14 protein-coding genes are annotated in these 19,494 nt (G+C 41.9%); 6 read left to right on the top strand and 8 right to left on the bottom strand.

Annotated elements, in window-relative coordinates:
• Positions 1-106: 106 nt before the first annotated feature.
• Both FJ709_RS06520 and FJ709_RS06515 read right to left on the bottom strand, forming a co-directional pair.
• Complete coding sequence (locus FJ709_RS06520; protein WP_226414618.1) at positions 107-2,590, bottom strand: ABC transporter permease; 2,484 nt, start codon at positions 2,588-2,590, stop codon at positions 107-109.
• A complete protein-coding gene (locus tag FJ709_RS06515; RefSeq protein WP_226414615.1) occupies positions 2,590-3,369 on the bottom strand; it encodes an ABC transporter ATP-binding protein in 780 nt (259 codons plus the stop codon). The genes FJ709_RS06520 and FJ709_RS06515 overlap by 1 nt, the downstream gene beginning before the upstream one ends.
• On the opposite strand from FJ709_RS06515, the gene FJ709_RS06510 reads away from it, so the two are divergent.
• The 5 genes from FJ709_RS06510 to FJ709_RS06490 all read left to right on the top strand — a co-directional run bounded on the left by FJ709_RS06510 (position 3,335) and on the right by FJ709_RS06490 (position 10,593).
• Positions 3,335-3,988 (top strand): arylesterase, encoded by a 654-nt coding sequence (locus FJ709_RS06510; protein ID WP_404830018.1) that lies wholly within the window; start codon positions 3,335-3,337, stop codon positions 3,986-3,988. The two genes, FJ709_RS06515 and FJ709_RS06510, sit on opposite strands and share 35 nt — an antisense overlap.
• Before the next feature lie 159 nt (positions 3,989-4,147).
• A complete protein-coding gene (locus tag FJ709_RS06505; protein WP_226414612.1) occupies positions 4,148-5,215 on the top strand; it encodes a DUF3083 family protein in 1,068 nt (355 codons plus the stop codon).
• A 216-nt stretch (positions 5,216-5,431) separates the two neighbouring features.
• Complete coding sequence (locus FJ709_RS06500) at positions 5,432-8,077, top strand: parallel beta-helix domain-containing protein (RefSeq protein WP_226414609.1); 2,646 nt, start codon at positions 5,432-5,434, stop codon at positions 8,075-8,077.
• A gap of 287 nt (positions 8,078-8,364) precedes the next feature.
• A protein-coding gene (locus FJ709_RS06495) for an IS3 family transposase (RefSeq protein WP_226414606.1) occupies positions 8,365-9,521 on the top strand; the annotation gives its coding sequence in 2 pieces (ribosomal slippage) (positions 8,365-8,611 and positions 8,611-9,521; 1,158 coding nt in all).
• Positions 9,484-10,593, top strand: a complete 1,110-nt coding sequence (locus FJ709_RS06490) for an SO2930 family diheme c-type cytochrome (RefSeq protein ID WP_226414603.1) — start codon at positions 9,484-9,486, stop codon at positions 10,591-10,593. Before FJ709_RS06495 ends, FJ709_RS06490 begins: the two co-directional genes overlap by 38 nt.
• A 5-nt stretch (positions 10,594-10,598) precedes the next feature.
• On the opposite strand, the gene FJ709_RS06485 is transcribed toward FJ709_RS06490, so the two are convergent.
• The 3 genes from FJ709_RS06485 to FJ709_RS06475 all read right to left on the bottom strand — a co-directional run bounded on the left by FJ709_RS06485 (position 10,599) and on the right by FJ709_RS06475 (position 15,279).
• Positions 10,599-11,630, bottom strand: coding sequence for an AraC family transcriptional regulator (locus FJ709_RS06485; protein ID WP_226414600.1), 1,032 nt, complete (start codon positions 11,628-11,630; stop codon positions 10,599-10,601).
• 24 nt (positions 11,631-11,654) lie between these two features.
• Positions 11,655-12,665, bottom strand: coding sequence for a protease SohB (sohB, locus tag FJ709_RS06480; RefSeq protein WP_226414597.1), 1,011 nt, complete (start codon positions 12,663-12,665; stop codon positions 11,655-11,657).
• A 115-nt stretch (positions 12,666-12,780) separates the two neighbouring features.
• Entirely contained in the window at positions 12,781-15,279 is a 2,499-nt protein-coding gene (locus tag FJ709_RS06475; protein WP_226414595.1) for a VolA/Pla-1 family phospholipase, read from the bottom strand.
• A 259-nt stretch (positions 15,280-15,538) separates the two neighbouring features.
• Here FJ709_RS06475 and FJ709_RS06470 point away from each other — a divergent pair, with 259 nt between their 5' ends.
• On the top strand, positions 15,539-16,276 hold the full coding sequence (locus FJ709_RS06470; protein WP_226414592.1) for a YciK family oxidoreductase: 738 nt from the start codon (positions 15,539-15,541) through the stop codon (positions 16,274-16,276).
• Between the two features lie 105 nt (positions 16,277-16,381).
• Here FJ709_RS06470 and FJ709_RS06465 read toward each other — a convergent pair whose 3' ends face one another.
• From FJ709_RS06465 to FJ709_RS06455, 3 genes are all read right to left on the bottom strand, one after another.
• Complete coding sequence (locus FJ709_RS06465; RefSeq protein WP_226414589.1) at positions 16,382-16,714, bottom strand: ComEA family DNA-binding protein; 333 nt, start codon at positions 16,712-16,714, stop codon at positions 16,382-16,384.
• Between the two features lie 138 nt (positions 16,715-16,852).
• Entirely contained in the window at positions 16,853-18,001 is a 1,149-nt protein-coding gene (locus FJ709_RS06460) for a TIGR01620 family protein (protein WP_226414586.1), read from the bottom strand.
• A gap of 17 nt (positions 18,002-18,018) precedes the next feature.
• On the bottom strand, positions 18,019-19,476 hold the full coding sequence (locus FJ709_RS06455) for a YcjX family GTP-binding protein (protein ID WP_226414583.1): 1,458 nt from the start codon (positions 19,474-19,476) through the stop codon (positions 18,019-18,021).
• Positions 19,477-19,494 lie beyond the last annotated feature (18 nt).

Genomic DNA, 19,494 nt, shown 5'->3' with positions numbered 1-19,494 from the left:
CATTAACGTCAGTGATTAACATCAGTAACAGCAATGTGAATTAATCAAAAAGTACAGATACGTTACCTAATGAAAAAGGGAGAAGTTAGCCTCTCCCTATTTATGTCTAACCCGCTTTCAATAGTTCACTGCATGATTGATTGAGTAATTGACGACAACGCCAGACACCCAATAATGCTACCACTAACGCACCCGATATTGGCGCAATAACCCACCACTCCCAATGCATATAAACCACAAGTTCAAACACCTGGGTTTTAAGCATATAAAGGGCAAACTCAGCAACGATAACAGCTAAGAACCCCGCTATTGCACCGAGTAAAGCAAACTCAAGTCCCGTTGCTGCGCGCAGTAACCAACCCGATGCGCCAAAGGTTCTTAATACTGCTAGTTCGCGCTGCCTTGTTGCCATTCCCGCTTCGGTTTGTGCTATTAACACTAACGCACTGGCAAGTAAGACTAATACCAATACTAAGGTTAGCGATAACGACACTTGATCAATAATTTGTCGCAATTGTTCAACCATAGCGCCAACATCAATCACTGAAATAGTCGGAAACTGCTGGATCAACTGGAGCACCACAGCATTGGCGGTTAATTCGCTGCCTTGAGCCTTTAAGTCCTGGTCGTTTAAGTGAAAGCTGGCCATTGAAGTATACGAAAAAGGCGCTAAGGCTTTAGGCCTAAAAATCATAAAGAAATTAGGCTGTAAAGTTTCCCATTGCACCTTGCGTATACTGGTCGCTTTTACGGTAAACGACTGGTTATCAATATTAAATGTCATGGTGTCATTCAACGCGAGCCCTAACCGCTCAGCCACGCCGGATTCAACAGACACTTCGTCATCAGCCTGGTTAAACACCCCTTCGACTATTGGATTATTAGGCGGCAAGGTGTCACGATAGGTCAAATTCAATTCTCGAGAAATACCCACTCGCCCAGTAATACCGGCACGTTCTTGCTCACCCGAAATCAACTCTTCTTCATTAATGTGGGTTAAACGTCCACGAATCACAGGATAGATATCGGTTGCCTGAATCCGATTATCATCTAAAAACTGCTGTAATGGTTGGCTGTCTTCCGGCGCAATATTGACTAAAAAGTAATTAGGCGCATCTTCTGGAAGCTGCTTTTGCCATTCATTAAGCAAATCTTGTCTTAGTGCTAAAATAGTCAGCAATAATACCAAGGCACTACTAAAACCAACCAGTTGCACTGCATTTTGTCTAGCTCGGCGACGAAGACCAGCCAATGCTAATTGCAGTGGATTAGTGGTTTTCATGCCCACACTATGGCCCATGCGGATCATCACAAAACCCAGTATGCTAAGTAGCGCACCGAGTAATAGTACCGTGAGCACCACCGTCATGGTTAGGGCGAGACTACGAGAGTATAAGTAGCCTAAAAGTGCCATAGCACCTAAGCTGAGTAACAAATGCAACCACATGCCAAATTGCAGCCCTTCAAGTTGACGTTGCAATACTCGTAAAGGTGGAATTGCCAATAATCGCATTAACGGATAAGCCGAGAACATAAAGGCACTGATCAATCCTGTTGACATTCCCAGCAGCAATGGCCGCAGATAAGGCGGTGAATACGCTGCTATCTCGGGAGGTAAAAACTGGGTAATGGCTAAATCAAGTAATACTCCACCGAATAAACCTAACGCTATACCCAGCAAGGTCACCAACATAAGGTGAAAGCCAAATAACAATCTAATTTGCTTTGCCGATGCGCCGAAGGTTTTTAGCATGGCGACGACATCATAATGGCGCTGACAATAACGCTGCGCAGCAATACCAATTGCGGCACACGCTAAAGCAATACCGAGTAAACTGGCTAACAGTAAAAAACGCTCCGCACGTTTAACTGCGGAGGCAATTGGTGAGTCACCGGATTGTACATCTATCCAGCGCTGGCTGTTGTTCAATAGTGGCTTTGCTTGCTCTTCAAAGGCAACTAATGCATCTGCATCACCGGTGAATTGGTATATGTAGCTCACACGGCTACCGGGTTGAATAATGCCGGTAGCGTCTACATCATCAAGGCGCATTAACAATACAGGAGCAGAGGCAAATGGGTTAAAGCCACCATCGGGTAAACGACTTATTTCGGCAGATAACAGCAGATCACTATTACCTAATTCTAATGACTTTGGATAACCTAACAGTCCGCCTAAACGGTTTTCAAACCAGGCCTGGCCTTTAGCCGGTAACAGTGAAGTTTCACCGGTAGATAACTCCACTTTCCCTTTTAAAGGATAACCCTCTCCGACCGCTTTTATAGTGACTAACTGAAACTTGTCACCCGCATAGACCATGGAGTTAAACTGCATATTAGTCACATGATTCAGCTTTAACTCATCAGCTATAAGCAATACCTTTTGATCAACCTCAACCGGTGAATCAATACTTCTATCGGCTGCAATAAACGTCGCCGCTTCACCATTGATAGCAACTTGTAAGCGTTCACTTACTCGGGCAAGGCCACTGACGGATAACACGGCTAAGGTGATAGCCAGTACGATAAGCAGCAACTGCCCCTGCGCTAGTTCACGTTTGAATAAACGCCATGCTAACTGCCATTCCATTAGTGCGCCTCCCCGTTTACTTCAAATTGAGGTGTATTGGTTTGAGATGCATTGGCGTCAGGTGCATTGGTATTAGCGACAGTCGCATTAGGCTCGGTCAACAGGCCATTATCCATCACAAATTGACGTTTACAGCGTTTTGCAAGCTGCAAGTCATGGGTAACCAATACTAAAGTTGTATCACTTTCTTGATTGAGTTCAAACAACATATCGGCAATTTTATCACCGTTAACGCTGTCTAAGTTTCCGGTTGGTTCATCGGCAAACAGGACTTTAGGTTCGCAGATAAAGGCCCTTGCAATGGCAACGCGCTGCTGCTCACCACCAGACAACTGTTTCGGTAAATGGGTTAATCTATGGGATAATCCTACACGCTCAAGCATGTTTTGTGCTTTTTGCCTGGCATCTTTTACCCCTGCAAGCTCAGCGGGTAACATTACGTTTTCAAGCGCAGTCAAAGTATCGACCAACATAAACGACTGAAAAACAAAACTGACTTTGCGCTTTCTTAGGGCAGCCTTTTGCTCTTCATTTAAACCTGATAATGCCGCGCCATCGAGTAATATTTCTCCAGATGTTGGCGTATCTAATGCGGCCAACAAACCAAGTAATGTTGACTTTCCCGAGCCAGAGGGTCCTAATATTGCAACGCTGTCTCCTTGCTTGACATCCATGTTGATGCCCTTGAGGATAGTCAGTTCACCTTCTTGAGTTACCACCGTTTTTATGAGGTTAGTTACTGTAATGGCACTAGAATCTTTAGCAAAATTTGTCAACATAGGATCCTTCTTAAAATTAGCTATTAAGCGCAGTCTTACGACGCTAATTATTATTGTTTCACTTTCTTCTACCAGCTATGCTGCCACGATTTTGATACTAGGTGATAGCTTAAGTGCAGGTTATGGCATGGAAGAAGGTCAAGGTTGGGTACAATTGTTAAGTAGTGAGCTCCCAGAACACACTGTCATTAATGGTTCAGTCAGTGGTGAAACTTCCGCTGGAGGAGCAAGGCGGCTCCCGAGTTTACTGGAATCTATGCAATTTGACCTGGTTGTCATTGAACTGGGTGGTAACGATGGATTACGTGGATTTCCACCAGCACAACTGAAATCAAATCTTACAAAAATCATTGAGCTGTCACAACAAGCAGGCGCAAAAGTTTTGCTAACAGAAGTGATGGTGCCACCCAATTACGGACCACGTTATAGCAAAATGTTCAACGATATTTTTAGCCAACTCGCTAAAGAACATGATATCGCGCTCATTCCATTTTTCATGCAACAAATTGCCCCTAACCCAGCACTAATGCAACGCGACGGAATACATCCTAATGTAGAAGCTCAGCCTGTTATTACGCAATGGATGAAACCTTGGATCATTGATGCGCTAAAAATGTGATCCTAGTTAAATATATTCAACATAAAATAACAAAAAGTCATATTATTTTAAGATTTAATCTTTAGAATGTAATTACAAGGATTTGTTTAAAACATTAAATCAATATTATTATTCAAACAATATTTACAATAAGACCTAACAAGACTAAAAGGAAAAATTATGTCCGTCAGTCGTCAAAAAAAAGTATACCTACCTACCGCAACACGCAAAAACCAGTACATTTCGGTAGGCTTTCCATTAACTGATGCTTTCTTAGCTGAATATGCCGATGTAGACACTTGCTACCACGAATTCAGTAAACTGGTTTATCAGGTAGCCGAAAAGCATGAGTTGTTTAATGTTCATGTGATTGCCACAGACAAACTGCCAATGGTGCGTTTTCATAGCGAATCATATTGCCTGTCAACCGAAGAGCAGCTGCGCTTTTTCTATAACCCTGCTCACCATGAAGCAAACCGTTTGCACAGTATTGCCGGTCATAGAGCCAAAAAACTTAAAATTGTATTTTTAGCAACAGGCACTGAACTGCGTAGTAACTCTGCAACCTTCCATGCCAACGTGCAAAAGTTTCTAGCTGAAATTAAACCTTTGCTACCAGTTAAAGATATTAAAATTAAAGTACGTGACCACCAGCATATTTCATATGATTTCTTTGCTAAAAATAAAGGCATTAAAGAAACCTACGGTTACAAACTACGTGCAGTAGATAACCGCTATAAACGCCGTGAATGTGATCTACCAGAAGATGTCAGCACACTGAATTACGTCACCGTTAGCTTACCTATCGGTCGCCGAATTAAGAAACAACTTCTTGCAGAGAACATGACTAATTTTGGTCCTAGCTATCAAAATGTCGCTGATAAATTTATTGCAGCAACTAATAATAGCCAACTATTTCGTGTGGCCATGGTCGCAAACGGTAAAGTGCCGCTAGTACGTAATAGTAAGTTTGAGCGTTTAAATAGCACCGCAGAATTTCAAATGGTCGGCTTTGACCCTAATGCAGACGCCCCTGCACCGATATTGCACTGGGATGATCAAAAATTAGTTGAAGCGATTCGATTCGTGATTGTTGCCGGTAAAAATGACTCGAATGATGAAGGCTTTGGTCGTTTCATGAATCAAGTGGAAGACGCAGTTCGCAACTTCACTAATGAATTTGATATCGATAAAGAACACATTGATGTCATTTTACGTTTCCATCAGCATTTAAGTTACAAGGCTTAAATAATAATATTTTTATCATAACGTTATACATGCGTTTCAAACGGTAGCCTAGGCTGCCGTTTTTGTTTTTAAGACAAAAAAAAATATGTTACAAAATTGTGGCCAGATTTCACATTGATTAACGATCTCCAAACAAGGCATGTTGAACAGCATACGGAAAAACCGTAGTGGTTTGCTCAATCAAACCAATATCCATAATAAAAAGCAGGAGATGCTATGTTCAACAAGAAATTGCCTTGGCTTATGCCAACAATAGTGGCTACAGCTGTAAGTATCGGGCTTACCGGTTGTGGTTCTGATGACGATAAAACAGTAAACATCACCCCACCAGTCGTTCAACCCCCAACAGAAACCAGCCCTACCTTCCCTGAAGGTGCAATTATGGTTGAAGCTGGCGAAAATCTCACCATGAGTATTCAAGAAGCATTAATTAACGCGCAATCGAATGCGGTCATTGTTCTGCCCAAAGGTCATTTTAAAATTCAATCTACATTATTATTTGATGGTGATGTTGATGGTGATGGTACCTTCGCTAAAAATGTCACCATCATGGGTTACGGCATGAATGAAACCGTTTTGGACTTTTCTGATGCTAATTCAGGAGATGGTATATTCGTTCAAAACGCGGTTAATATTATCATTCAAGACTTGTCTGTAAACGAAGCCAAAAATAACGGCATAAAACTTAAAAACACCAATGGCATTATTTTGCGTCGATTAGCCACTATTTGGGAAGGCGAGCTGGACCAAGATAATGGCGCTTATGGTTTATATCCGGTTGAATGTGAAAACATTCTGATTGAAGATACCTATGTACGAGGCAGCGCCGATGCGGGTATTTATGTCGGTCAGTCTGAATACATTGTGGTTCGGCGTAACATTGCCAAAGAAAACGTCGCGGGTATTGAAATTGAAAACTCAAAATACGCCGATGTTTATGACAATGAGGCAATGGGTAATACTGGCGGTATTCTAGTATTTGATTTACCCATTAATAACCATCGTTATGGCTCTAGTGTGCGTATCTTTAATAACAAAGTTTATGATAACAATACCTTAAATTTTGCTAACGCCTCATCAAACCCTGCTGGTGTGCATATTGTCCCCCCTGGAACTGGGGTGATTATTCTGTCGACCGACAATGTTGAAATTTTTAACAACCAAATAACCAACCACGATACAGTAGGATTAACGGTATCCAGTTTCTTTATTGCTGAGCCTGATATCAGTAGCTTTGTTGGTAATTATGGTCAACCTGGCCAAGCGATCAGCGATGGCTGGCGCCCTACTCCGCGTAATATTCATATTCACGATAACATCATCACTGACTATGGCTCAAAACCTAAGGGGTATCTGATTGATGATATTATCAAAGCCTATGTACTCACCCATGGAAGATTACCGGGGATTTTGTACGATGGCTTAGGTGAAATGCTGTCAAATAATGGTACTGCGGCTTACTTGGGTCTCAAAGAATTACCCTTTGCCACTGACGGAAGCGACAATGTCTGTGTTCAAAACAACGGTGATGTGAGTGTCGGTCGCTTATTTGCTAATTCTAATACCGATATGAATATTCCTGACACGCTTTTCCAAGCGCCACAAACTGATTTACTCGCTTGCTCACAAGTCAGCTTACCGGTTCATACCGTCACCTTTGGCGATGAAATCTTCGGCTGTGGTGTCGATGATGATACTGCCGGATGCGATGGCGGCACCTTAGTTGGTGGCGGCGGTACGATTGGTGAAGGTGAAGGCGGTTTAGTTGGCGATGGCGATTTAACGCTTTGTGAAGCACAAGGTAGCAATGTTAATTGGGATGCGCTTCTTAAAGCAAACTGTCCCAACCTATCGGACTATAATTTATTCGCCGATATGAAAAACCCAACAAGCGAGCCTAATTCTGGTGGCTTACCCTATGATTTAAATACCCCGTTATTTACTGACCATGCGACTAAGTATCGCTTTGTATATGTGCCTGAGGGCAAAAAAGCTGATTACACAGCAAATGAGTCATTTAACTTCCCTGTCGGCACTGTCATCAGTAAAACCTTCGCATTACCTGATAACACCAATAATCGTGGTTTTGCCAATGAAGATTTAGTCGAAACACGATTATTAATTCATCGTGCAACAGGCTGGAGCGCATTGCCCTATGTGTGGAAATCAGACAAGTCTGATGCGGTTATTGCTAAAGCAGGTGCTATTCAAGGTAAACAAATCACTCATAAAGGAGAAGATTTAAACTTTGACTATGTTGTCCCTAGCATGAACCAGTGCAAACAATGTCATCAGTTTAAAGCAGATGATGATAGCAACGCAGTGTTCGTACCAATTGGCCCTAAAGCGCGTCATTTAAATCGTGATTACGCTTACGCTGAGGGTACTATGAATCAGTTAACAAAATGGCAAGCCGCAGGGATTTTACAAGGTGTACCTGATTTAACTGAGGTTGATAGTGTTCCTCAATACCAAGATGGTGATGAGACTAATATTACCAGCATGACCGATACCCAATTAATGCAAACCGCTAAAGGCTATTTAGACATTAACTGTGCCCATTGCCATCGTCCTGAAGGCAACGCATCAAACACAGGCTTAAAGCTTGAATACTGGCGTGCATATGCTGACGATGCAGGTTTCTCGCATGGTACCTGTAAGTCACCTGTTGCTTATGGTGGTGGTAACTTAGGCTTTGATGTGGTTCCAGGTAAGCCTGCTGAATCTATTCTTCACTTCCGGATGGAAAACAACAACCCGGGTGACCGTATGCCTGAGATTGGTCGAAGTTTATCCCATGCAGAAGGGGTCGCGTTAATCAGCGAGTGGATTAAACGCTTACCCGCTGCTAGCTGTTCATAAGATAAACGCGTTGTCACTAAAATAAGGCCGGGGAAACCCGGCTTTATTATGTGGAGGATCATAAGATGCCCCAAAAATATCTTCGCAACTTAGCCAATTTGTCAGTAAAAAATGGCAGACTTATCTCAACTTTGATACTTGCTCAGGCCTGTTTATACGGCTGCAGTGACGGAAATAGTGAAACAGAAATCCCACCAGTAACGATTACGCCGGTGGTAAATCTGTTGTGGTTGAATTAGCCGGACACTTCAATAAAGGAATATAATAATGCCATTATTGAGGTGAATATGACTAAACGAATAAATAAACAATATCCAGATGATTTTAAACAAGAAGCTGTCGCTTTGGTTCTTGAACAAAATTACACGATAGTCCAAGCAGCAGCGTCTTTAGGTATTACAGATAAAATTCTTTATAACTGGGTGGCTAAACAAAAAAAGCTAACTCAAGGCGATGCATTATCTGTAGATGAACGCACTGAGCTCATGTTATTGCGTAAAGAGAATAAACGCTTATTGATGGAGCGCGAAATACTAAAAAAGGCCAGCGCCTTCTTTGCGAAAGAAATGAAGTAAGGTATTCATTTATCAATAATCTTGAGTCGAAATTTCCTATTTCGATGGCGTGTAAAGTGATGCAAGTCAGTTCGTCAGCGTATTACGTTTGGCTTAAAAGGCCTGGTGAGCTTATCACTGCTGACACTCTAGAATTATTTCGTCGAGCTAAAGCATTATTCAAGGCCAGTAGAAACAGCCTAGGTAGCAGAGAGTTAGCTAAAGCATTACGCAAAGAAGGGGTTAGCATTACACGTTATCGCACTATTAAGTTAATGGCGCGATTGAAACTGGTGGTAACGCAACGTCTGGCTTATAAAGTCACCACAAAGCGTAAACACAGTGATAGCGTGGCTGATAATTTGCTTAATATGAATTTTAATCCTGTTGGGCCAAACCAAGTATGGGCAGGTGATGTGAGCTATCTTAAAACAGGTGAAGGTTGGCTATATCTTGCCGTTGTAATGGATTTGTATTCTCGCAGAATCGTCGGCTGGCATATCTCTAAGCGTATGACGAGAAGCTTAATGGAGAAAGCATTTTTGAAGGCTTACAACTTGCGAAAACCACCTAAAGGCTTAGTATTTCATAGCGATAGAGGTTCGCAGTATACGAGTAAAGGGTATCGACGTTTATTAAAACAATTGAACTGTCGAGCGAGTATGGGTGATGTCGGTGCGTGTTGGGACAATGCAGTTGTGGAGCGTTTCTTTGGTAGTTTAAAGCATGATTGGCTATTAAAAATACCACAGCCAACTCGTCACCATATGTGTGATGATGTAGCTAAATATATGAAATATTACAATCTAGAGCGACTGCACTCGGCAAATGCTGATCAGTCACCGATAGATTTTGAAATTTCTTTTAGAAAAGTGTCCGGTTGGAGTTGACCAGAACAATCAGCCCAACAAAGATGATGAATGTAAAAGCCAAACCTCTGTAGTGAACTGGCAAGCATTAATGAGTAAAGATTGTGAGGATTTAGCCGACTATAGTCTGTTTATCGACCCCAGCATCCCGACAGCTTCACCGAGAACACCTGGTTTTTTATACCAGTTATCTACTGAGCTTTTTTCTAACTATGCCAGTAAATACCGTTTTTTGTTTATTCCACAGGGGCTGTCATTTAATTACCAAGCCAATGCACGTATGACGCCTCCCGTTGGTTCGGTATTAGTGAAAACCTTTGCCCTTCCCTATGACACTAGCCTTACAGGCCGTGAAAACGAAGTATTAATAGAAACGCGGCTATTAATTCATCGTGAGGCTGGCTGGACGGCACTCACATACCAATGGCAAAATCAACAAGCTAAATTAATCATTACCGGGGCGGATGTATCACACACCATGAATAATCAAGGTGAAACGCTACAATTTAAATACCATATTCCCAGTAAAGCAGAGTGTAAAATTTGCCATCAAATGATTGATGTTCAAACAAGTAAAATCATGCCTATCGGCTTAAAAACCCATGTGTTAAACCGCCAAATAATACTCGCTAACGGTCAAAGCATTAATCAATTACAGTACTGGAGCAATAAGGGTTGGCTTAACGAGTTAACCTCATTAGATGATGCACCACAGTCATTCGAATTAGGAGACGATTCAAAAGATCTCACCGCGCGGGCAAAAGGCTATTTAGATATCAACTGTGCCCATTGTCATAACTCGCAAGGATTTGCCAGTATTTCAGGGCTCAGACTCGGTGTTGAAATTGATCATACATCTTCTCAATATGGCATATGTAAACAACCTCCAGGCTGGGATGGCGGCCCTAATGGCCTTGCATATGATATTGTGCCGGGAAATGGTGAACGCTCTATTGTGCACAATAGGCAAATCCTATCGTCAGCTAAAGACCGTATGCCCCCTATTGGCAGAGAGGTTATTCATACCGAAGGGGCTGAGTTAATTAAACGCTGGATAGATTCATTGCCACCGAGTTTAGGCAATTGTCAGTAAGCTTACTAAGCTTTATTTAAACGTAAAAAATAGCCTGGGGGGTAGCCTAACCAATGTTTAAAGCTTTGCCGAAAATGGCTTACATCACTGTAGCCCATTAACTCGGCAATATCTTCGACATGCATTTTATCAGATAGAATCATTTTAATGGCCATCTGACATCGAACTTGATCGACCAGTTTTTGATAACTGCTGCCAGCTGATGCCAATTTACGCCGTAAACTTCTATCACTCATATGCATTTTTTCTGCCATACCCTGTAAGGTTAACATTGCAGGCATTGATTGACGAAGTTGCTGTAAAACGGTTTCAATTAATGACGGTACTTGTGGCGTTTGTAGGTGATTATCTTTAGTGTCAAAGAGGTAGGTGATAGGTAAAGCTAACCACTTAAGTTCGATGCTCCACTCAAAATAACTTTGTTGATAGCAAATGTTTGCACCGGTAAATTCAGATAAAAAACAGCCGTTATCAATAACACTTTGATCACAGGTTTCAGCTAAGTGAATATCATTTATCATAATACTTTGCCCCACCAGCTGCCTAGCCAAACCAACAAGGGAACAAATACTGTGCTGAAACTGAAACGAATATTTTTCTCTATTCGATTTACCCGTATTAAGCCAACGAACCCAAATTTTGCCATCCTCGACCCGCACTAAACTATCAGTAAAACTGCCGACCAATTGCGGGTTTTTAACCACAAACTGTAAACAGTCGCCTAAAGAGTCAAACTGGTTTAAATAAGGTAACAGTAAATCTAAACTGTTAACCTGATAACTGGCGCCTAACCTTGCCCCCATGTTATGGGTGCTATTGAGACGCAAGGCTTCAAGCGCAAAATCGACTTGCCACACATAAACAAATTGACTAGCAGCTAACTCCACCATTCCCACCCCAATTTGCTGACAAACGGTTTGCACCAATTCATCACCTAATTCTTGTTGGATAAACAGTAAAAGATTACGCAGTTCAAAAGCGGGATAACATTGGTCACCCACCATTAAATTTGCGTTATAACCACCTTGTTTAAGCATTAAGCCTTGCTCTCTAGTAGATAACTAAATGGGCCGATTAAGCTCAGTCAGCTTATTAACTACACTGTTAACAGATAACGATGCACCGTGGGCAATTTTATCAGCCAGTTTTTTCTTCATTTGGTACTTAAGCTTGTATACTTGATGATCTTTGGCTAGCTGCAACACGATATCATCGCTGGTAGCAATTTCGTCAACCAAGCCTAACTCTATCGCCTGTTTACCATACCAGTGCTCGCCAGTGGCCACTTTATCTAAGTCTAACGCTGGACGATAATGACCAACAAACTGTTTGAATAGCACATGGGTTTCTTCTAGTTCTTGTTGGAACTTTTCTCGTCCTTCATCGGTATTCTCGCCAAACACTGTTAACGTCCGTTTGAAGTTGCCTGCGGTATGTTGCTCATAATCAATTTCATGTTTTTTAAGCAAACGGCTAAAGTTAGGTAATTGCGCTACCACACCAATAGAACCCACAATAGCAAATGGGGCAGCAACTATTTTGTTGGCTACACATGCCATCATATAACCACCGCTGGCGGCGACCTTGTCAATACAAACAGTAAATGGGATATTGGCTTGGCGTAAACGGTCTAATTGACTTGATGCTAAGCCGTAGCCATGAACCATCCCACCACCACTTTCTACATTGACTAATACTTGATCACCCTCTTCGGCAATGATCAAGATAGCAGTAATTTCCTCACGCAATGACGCAACTTCGCCGGCATCAATACTGCCTTTAAAGTCTAGAACATAAACCTTTTTAATTGGTTGCTCGTTTTTGTCGGCTGCTTTATCTTCTGCTTTAACCTTTTTCTCGTAAGCTTTAAGTTGTTTCTTAGACAATAACTCGTGTTTCAAATCATGTTTTAATTGCAATAACTCATCGCTTAAATCTGTCAGTATTAGCTCGCCTTTATCGGTTTTATTTTTCATTCCGCTGGCGATAACAACAACGACGACAGTCACGATGGCAATCACTATGGTGACCGCTTTAGCCAAAAACATGCCGTACTCAATTAAAAAATTCAAAATTTACTCCGAAAAAAAATATTAACCTAGTTTACCAACATCTACTGAGAAACAAACAATAAAAAACCCAGCTTCTGCTGGGTTTTTAAACAATCAAAAGACTAAATTGTCATGATTAATTACAAGACTGAATCACATCAGAATTAGAAATTAATACAGTTGCAGAACCTAATGCTGCAGTACGAGCAAACATGGCTACTTGTGATTGCATTTCAGCAGTAGCTTGAGCTGCCATGCCATCAGTTGCCGCTGTCTCACGGGGGCTCACTATCGAACTGTGATGTCCTTTAGAGAAGCGAACCGCAGCAGACCCCGCAGCGGTTGAATCAGCACAACCTAAACCAAGAGAGGCAATTAATGGCTCTGTACCTGAAAGCGGGAAACCAGCAACCGCATTAGGTAAAGTTTGGTCCGATAAATTACCAGCACCATCGCCAACCACTTCAATTAAATGAACCGGTAACCCTGTTGCAGCTAATTTAGCACCATGGTTAATTGGATCCGCACTGTCTACAGCCGTTTGAACAGCAAATGCAAAAGTCGGAAGAAACTCAGCATAAACCGCTTGAACTAATGCGGCGTATTCTGGTGAGCCCACTTCATAACCAGGAACTTTATTAGCAGCATTAACCAACGCCATAAAGGTGTCTGATTGGGTAATGCTATTAAACAATACTGGACCAAAAGCCGCTGAGCCTGCAAAAGCCCCTGCTAAACCGCCTGCTGGAGCAACAAGTGAAGATGCTGTTATGCCATATGCATTAGGTAATTGTGTACCCGATGCTGGGTCAACTAAGCCTGTGCTTGCGTAAGTTGAGAATGTTGTTCCTACAATGCCACCAAGGCTTAAACCTTGCGCACTTATTTTACTAATATCAAACACTTGCTGACCACCCGCTTGGGCAATTTGCGAGTACATACCAGTAAGCAGTAAACGCAGCGCTAAGTGATCCATCGTCGCTTGGCGGAAGTTATCACGTACGGTTAATGTACTACCAATATTAACAAATACTAATGGGCTACCATTTTCAAAAGCATCAGGCTTACCAACTACTGCACCGTAAGATGGGTCAGTTGCCGACACTTCATACTTGCCGTCACCATTGGCATCGAATGAACGTGCACCATGCAACGGCATATCAATCGCAATTGTAGCAATACCCATTGCGGCGTAAGAACCTGCGTAGGCTAAGGCCATCTCTTTACCACCACCTAAACCATGCAATGCTATGTTAGTTGGCCAGCCGTTCGTTGGCGGCATAAAGGTCAAACCTTGAGATGCTTGAAATGCTGCAACTTTCGCTGCATTTGGCATTGCAATCAATACTGGTACCGTTTCATAACTCATGATTTTCGGAATAGGATTGAACTTAGTTAAATGTTTAGTTGGGTCGGCAACGGTACCGTCATCTAACATCCAAGGGTAGCCAGCTAGCAAAGCAGGATTAGCAAGTGCAGCACTTGGGTCGATACCAAAACCAATAGCTTGCTGGGCAAAGTTAGCCTGACTCATCTTGCCAGCTTGAACCGCTAGTAAGACCGATACAGGGCTATCGCCTTGGGCAAACCAACGGCCATTAATTAACGGCGCACCTTGTGGGCTTAAACAAGCACTTGATGAACAGCTTCCGTACATTGGCAACTTAATGCTCGCGGTATACACATCCGCTAAACTAGATACAACATAAGCTGCGCCGTCTGCAGGTGTTAATCCTGCTGCCTGTGCAACTGTCACCACACCACCAGCACCATTAGGCATAGGAGTAGGAGTTTGAACGAACGAAGGCATATACGGTGCTCGAGCCGCCATAAGTAGCTTGGTCGTTTCGTACACATCTTTTACCGATTGAGTGGTAAATAAACCTGAGAAACTAATGGTTTCAGCATCAACACCGTGTGCTGCAGCCATACCTTTTTCATAACTGTTTACTAATCCCTGTAGTTGTAATTGTTGAGGTGTTGCTAAAGGATTAACATCAATATCTAATTTCAGCAAACCATAGGTTGTTGAAGGTGCAATACCACGCCCAAGTGAATCTTGAATTAGGTCAGTTGTTGCATAAATATAAGACTGGCCTGCCTTAAGTGGCTTAAGTGGCACAATGGCAACTTTATTACCAGAAGCCTTAGAAACGAAATCTACGCCAAATGATAATTCTTCACCTACTTTACATGCAGATACCGAAGCGGCTGCCTTACATTCTGGGTCGCTTGATAATGCCCCGCCAACCGTTGCTTCAAATACTCTTACAGCACCCGGCTGAAATACAGAAGCTGCATCCAGTGTTAATTTGTTGCCATCTAAGTCATTGGCAAGATCAACAGTAATAGTAATAGGAGATGAGGTTGACCAGCCATCAAGGGCACCTAATGCAAGCTGTGGATTGACATAATCAATACCGTTTTCACCTGGAATACTTAATGTGCCGTCTGTCGTGCCACTGAAGAGTAAATCGTTTGGTAATGGTACCTTGCCGTTAGCTGGATCAAATTGCATATGTGAAACAGGTACTAATGGAGTTGCTGTTTCTCTTGCTTCATTGAAGCTTTCTTCTGAACAACCGGTTAGTCCTAGAGCAGATGCAATAGCAACACCCAAAATGAGTCTTTTCATCTTTTTTCCCCAAATCTTGTTGTAATAATTTTGTTTTCCCCAAAAATTGGTCACAATAGTCCAATCCTGTGACCATAAGGACTTATTTTAGTCCTTAGCTAGTCTCAAGTTAACGTAAATATATAGAGTTAGCTACAAGTTTATTACACACTATTGACTGTTTGACATACAAATATCAGTCATTTGTTTAAAACAGTCGTTTATGTTTTGTTCGATTGTAGATTTGACGGGCAGTTCCGTCCCAAGGAATTAATGAATCATGTTGGAATATCAAGCTAAAAAAGATCTCCTTACTAATAAAACAATATTGGTTACAGGTGCTGGTGATGGCATTGGTCGCGTAGCGGCATTAACATTCGCCGCACATGGTGCAACGGTAATACTACTGGGTAAAACCGTTAAAAAACTTGAAAAAGTATACGATGAAATTGTTGCACAGGGTTCACCAAATCCAGCGATAGTACCTTTAGATTTAAACGGCGCCACTGAGCAACATTATCTCGATATGGCTGACACTATTGCTGAACAGTTTGGGCAATTGGACGGTCTGTTACATAATGCTTCACATCTAGGCGCACTTGGGCCGTTTGAGCATATAGACTTAACATCACTGGAAAAAATAATGAAAGTGAATGTGACTGCGGCGGCGATTATGACTAAAGCATTGTTACCTGTAATGCGAAAAGCTAAAAATGCCTCTATCATCTTTACATCAAGCGGTGTTGGCAGAAAAGGTCGTGCCTATTGGGGACCTTATGCGTTTTCAAAATTTGCTACTGAAGGCATGATGCAAGTTCTGGCAGATGAATGTGAAAACACCTCAGTGCGAGTAAACAGCATTAACCCTGGTGCTACTCGTACTGAAATGCGTGCAAAAGCTTACCCGGCTGAAAATCCACAAGCATTAAAAACGCCAGAAGATATTATGCCTACCTATGTGTTTTTAATGGGTGATGATTCGCTCAACACCAATGGCGAAGCTTTAAACGCACAATGAACAACTATCTACAAGCCGTAATTATCTATAACAAATATAGTTAAAAGGCAGTTACAGTTAAATAAAAAGGAAGCTTAATGCTTCCTTTTTATTACCAGACTCGTTTTAAATAGCCAACCTGTCTGCATTTTGAGTTAATAGTTTTTCACCAATACCACTGACCTGAGTCAGCTGCTTTATATCGGTAAACTTACCATTTTTATTGCGATACTCGATGATTGCTTTCGCCTTTGCTTCGCCTATCCCATTAAGAGTTTGCAACTGTGCCGCATCCGCTTTATTAAGATTGACTTTAGCGGTCATTTTAGCGGTAGATTCAGTTGCAGCTTTTATGGTTGGCGTTATTGGTGTTTCTTTTGCTGCATAGGCTGTATTATTAACAGCTGCAAAAAGCACTATCGCCATCACAGCCGCAAGCCAAAAAGATGATATTTTCATAATGTTCTCCTGTTATCCAAAATCAGAGCCTATGTGCCGACTTCCCTATTCCCTGGCGGACTCAATTATCTACTTCATCAATAAAGCAGATAATAAGGCTAGACTAAGATTAAAAAACATACAAACCACCATGTTGATTTATGGAGTATTTTGTTTAACGACCTGCTCTTTTAATGCTTTTGACTGACTCAATGCATCAATCGTTAGCCCTTTTATCTCAGCCAATAAGTGTTGGTGTATTTTACTCAATTTTGGTTTATTCTTAGAATTGAACTGGATCGGTCGACATAGGCTCATCGCCTGATAACCCAATCTTGCCGTTAACAAACCACCGCCTAAGCCCTGCGCGACTCGCGCGGAAAGTTTGCCTGTCAGCTCAACTGACAATAGCTGAGTGCCCAAGTCAGTCGCCACTTCGGCTGTACCAGCATAAATGATATTAACAATAATCGAACGAATGAGTTTAATTCGGCTCCAATAGCCAAGTTCAATGCCATAAACCTTGGCAATTTTTGAAATCATTGCTTGATTTCGCCACAATATCAACGCCATATCTAATGCAGCTAAAGGGCTAGCCGCCAGCAACAATGCCGACTCTGCAGCAAATCTAGCAACATATTGTTTAGCAAGTTCATCACGTTCGCTAAGGACTAAATCGTCAAACAGTAACACTTTCTCAGCGTCATTATGTTCCACACTGACCTGGGATAAATACGCACGCTTGGCATTATTATCAGGATAACGCTGCAGTAATGTTTGAATATAGGCTTGAGCTTCCCCTATCTGCATGCTTTCAGCTAATCGTGAACCAGTGTCTTGATCAACACTGACCTGCTTTAGTGCCGCTAACTTACGCCACTCTTTGATACTTATCATGGCAACCCAACTTATCACCACAGTCAGTACCATAGAGTAGAAACTAAATAGATAAGGACTTTGCTCAAAGGCATTAATCAAACCTGTCACAGTTTGTACTATTACCAACAGTATAATAGCGAGTAAAGATAGCTTTGCCAGTAACGACCAACGATGTGGTTTTTTAGATTCTTTTGTCACTTCATCCAGTACACTCTCTGGCATCATTTGATTGAATTCATCGCTATCAGCGTCAACTTGCGACATAGATGACAATTCGTCAATAAAATCGGCGTGTTCAAAAGACTGTGCTGGTTTAATAGGCTTTGACGCTTGTTCTGAACGAAAGTCTGAATGTTGCATTTCAATCAACTCTTCAACGTCTTGTGCTGAAAACACTTTAGCCTGCTTTATATTACTTCTCTGTTCCATACATTAATACTCACTAATTATGCGAGTTTATCGCCTAGTAAAAACTCTAATAAATGATCCAAACGAATATGGGGATAAAGACGCTCTTGTGGATTGACACTGCCACCAGAAACAAAGTCCTGATAAGGCGGTGCGAATGATGGGAAGCCAAAACCCTGTTGTTGCCAAAACTCAGCATCAGGTAAGTGGCTGGGTACATCACCAGGGTAAAGGGTGATTAATTTTCCCGTTTTATCGCGCCCTTTTATGACTTCTTGTTGGCCATCTGCAGTATTAATCATCCCATGCTGAGTCGCTTTAATCGCACTAACTGCCATGGTTTCGACTTCACAACCTTCAAAACGAGCAAAATGCTGGCTTTGTTTTAGCATGTCAGTTAATAGACTCAAAATATGACTTTGTTGGCTTCGGGTAACACGATCCACCTGACTTGCGGCAAATAATACTTTATCGATTTTAGGTGAGAAAAGACGTTTCAGTAAACTCGATTGTCCAAACTGAAAGCTTTCCATAATACTATTTAATGCCAATCCCATATCATTGAACTGGTTCTGCCCATGGTTTAAACCATTTAAACAATCCACCAACACAACCTGGCGGTCAAACTTAGCAAAATGATCCTTATAAAACGGTTTAACCACTTGAATAACGTATTGCTGGTAGCGCTTTTTTAGTACCTGATAGGTGCTAGCTGCATCAGACTGACTTAGTTCTGCATGTTGAATGGGCGATAAATGCACTAATGGAAAAAATGTCAGCAGCGGGGTATTTTCGTACTCACCAGGAAGTAGCATTCTTCCCGGCTGAGCAAAATAAAAGCCCTGCTTATGCACCATGTCTTGTAAAAGATGCTGATAACTATCAGCTATTTGCTTTAACACTTGCTCATCTGCGGGAGCGGATAAATCGAGTGCAGTGACTTGTTTTGCAAATGCACTATATAAAGGGGAGCTTTGTAATCGACTCACGCCCTGCTGCTGACTCAAGCACCAGGCGGTAAAATCTTGTTTTAACATAGGTAAGTCGAGTAGCCACTCACCTGGATAATCTACAATATCAACAATCAAAGTCGCTGAGTCAGTTAATTTTGCTAACACACCTTGCTCTGGACGATACTTAATTGCTAAACGCAGTTCAGTAATATTTCGCGTGGAGGGTGGCCAAAGCGGAGGCTGTTCACCCAAAGCTTGCATTGCACTTTGATAATCAAAACTGGCGATATCAAGATCAGGTTGTAATGACCGCTTTACCGCCAATAAACGCCCATCACGCGCAACTTGCCATAAAGGTAAAGGATTTTTATCGAAGTTCAAACCAGCATGTAGCAGCTGATTCACCAGTCCAGTAATAAATGCTGTTTTACCAGCACCAGATAGACCCGTTACCGCTAAGCGAACATGTCGGTCGGTACTGCGATGGAGTAAAGATTGGGCTGACTGAGTTATTTTATTGAGCGATCGATCCAGTAAACTCATGGCTGATTCCAAATAAAA

This window comes from Shewanella glacialimarina (assembly GCF_020511155.1).
Taxonomy (GTDB): Bacteria; Pseudomonadota; Gammaproteobacteria; order Enterobacterales; family Shewanellaceae; genus Shewanella; species Shewanella glacialimarina.
The sequence above is the reverse complement of the archived record's forward strand: the minus strand, read 5'-3'. Positions and strand labels throughout refer to the sequence as shown.